The sequence below is a fragment of the Vibrio sp. OPT46 genome, assembly GCF_015163535.1.
Taxonomy (GTDB): domain Bacteria; phylum Pseudomonadota; class Gammaproteobacteria; order Enterobacterales; family Vibrionaceae; genus Vibrio; species Vibrio alginolyticus.
Map to the genome: position 1 here is coordinate 91,245 of NZ_JADDYG010000358.1, position 1,829 is coordinate 93,073.

3 protein-coding genes are annotated in these 1,829 nt (G+C 41.9%); all 3 read right to left on the bottom strand.

The window, feature by feature from the left end:
- Positions 1 to 266 precede the first annotated feature (266 nt).
- Entirely contained in the window at positions 267 to 782 is a 516-nt protein-coding gene (locus tag IQR33_RS16480; protein WP_005377661.1) for an outer membrane beta-barrel protein, read from the bottom strand.
- Positions 783 to 981: 199 nt separating this feature from the next.
- Complete coding sequence (locus tag IQR33_RS16485; RefSeq protein WP_021033871.1) at positions 982 to 1,461, bottom strand: outer membrane beta-barrel protein; 480 nt, start codon at positions 1,459 to 1,461, stop codon at positions 982 to 984.
- A 182-nt stretch (positions 1,462 to 1,643) separates the two neighbouring features.
- On the bottom strand, positions 1,644 to 1,829 hold a 186-nt coding region (locus IQR33_RS16490), incomplete at its 5' end, for a DUF3418 domain-containing protein (protein ID WP_193843858.1).

Genomic DNA, 1,829 nt, shown 5'->3' on the forward strand with positions numbered 1-1,829 from the left:
AGAATTTTAGCAGCAATCACATATTTTTGCAAAAAGTCGTGATTTATTGCATTCTAAGCTCAATTCGAGACAGATGAAGGGGAAATAATATCAACACAAAAATTATGAGGTCTAACGATTGATTTTGTCGTAGGTTGTAGACTAGAAAAGACACAAGAAATACTTAAGTTCATAGCCAGTCACTGCGCAAATAGAGAAGACCTGCGCTGATTTGGTTTCACAATTAACGACGAAACCAAATCAGCAAGCCTTTCATCCAGCGAGCGTTATAAGAAATGGAAGGTGATGTTCCCTGTTACACTGCTAACGGTATCGCTATCGCCTTCAATATCCACGCCAAACGCTTGATAACTCGCGCCCACAGACACATTGTCAAGCAAGAAGTATTCGGCACCAACACCATACATGTAAGAGACGCCATCATCTTTGTCTAAGTTTCTCAGTCCGCCGTCATAATCAACATTGAATGCATTGATGCCGCCTTTTGCGTAAACGTGTAACGGGCCGAAGTCGATACTAGGTTTCGCCGCTAAATAGAATGAATCAAAATCAGCACTACCCCTGCTGCCACTCAAAGATAAATCCACTTTGCCGTGGTTAAAGTAGCCTGCTTCAATGCCAATGAACGGCAAAATACCAGTACCGACATGAATACCGTAGGTTGTATCATTTTCGCTGTCGATATCGGACTGACCAATTTGGCCACCAGCGTAAATCCAAGAGTCAGCCATTGCTGACGTTGAGCACAACGTTAGAGCGAATAACGAGAGTGTTTTTTTCATACTATCCCTTCCTGATCGATTCCCAAGCGAAACATTACGCAAATATGCGCATTTAATCGCCACTATATATTGGAAAGCATAGGCATTTTAAGACTCTAAAAGTGAATAATTTATGTTCAACTTTTGTTTTGTGACTTCCAGACAAAAAAACACCGGCATAAAGCCGGTGTGTTTCATATGGTGTTAGAAAGCTTGACGCTTATAGGAAATGTAGTGTTGCGTTAACAGAGAACGTGCTGATATCGTCTTTACCAGCAGTGTAGTTCATGTAGCTAGCACCAACAGACATTGGGCCAAAAATGAAGTACTCAGCACCCACACCGTACATTAGGTCCAAATCGTCATCGTCTTTGCCGCCTTTCACTTTTTTGTCCCACTGATGGAAACCACCTTTTGCGTACACGTGTAGCGGACCGAAGTCGATACTTGGCTTAAGTGCTGCGTAGTAAGAAGTTAGCTTAGTGTCTTGACCATTTACGTTAAATTCACCGTGTTGTGTTACACCAGCTTCAACACCAATGATAGGTAGAATGCCTGTACCAACGTGAACAGAGTATGATGTGTCTGTCTCACCTTTGTAGTCAGACTGACCTACTGTTGCACCACCGTAAATCCAAGAATCCGCCATTGCCGCAGAAGATGCGCCAAGTAGCGCGACTGCTAATAGAGTTTTTTTCATCATCTACCTTTACTCTTTATTATTCCCACGTCTGCATAACTCAGTCGTTGGTACTACAAATAAAGGGAGGCGAACTATTGCCTCCCAGAACTAAAAAATAATGCTTATTGAGTTACTAGCAATTAGTGTACCAGCAACTTCTTAAGCGATAATTACAAACCTGACACTATTTTACTGGTTGATTAGCAAGCATCAATCGCGTTTTTGACTCGTTTATCAGAAACAGGATAAGGAGTGCCTAATTGTTGAGCAAAATAACTCACGCGAAGCTCTTCAATCATCCAACGCACTTCTTTTACATTTTCAGGAATGGCCACACCTTTCGGGATCTTGTTCAGCAACTCTTTATAGTCTTGAGTCACAGATTC

What these genes read in the sequence shown, in the direction of transcription:
- IQR33_RS16480 (WP_005377661.1), bottom strand. Translation starts at nt 782, where the DNA reads ATGAAAAAAACACTCTCGTTATTCGCTCTAACGTTGTGCTCAACGTCA.
- IQR33_RS16485 (WP_021033871.1), bottom strand. Translation starts at nt 1,461, where the DNA reads ATGAAAAAAACTCTATTAGCAGTCGCGCTACTTGGCGCATCTTCTGCG.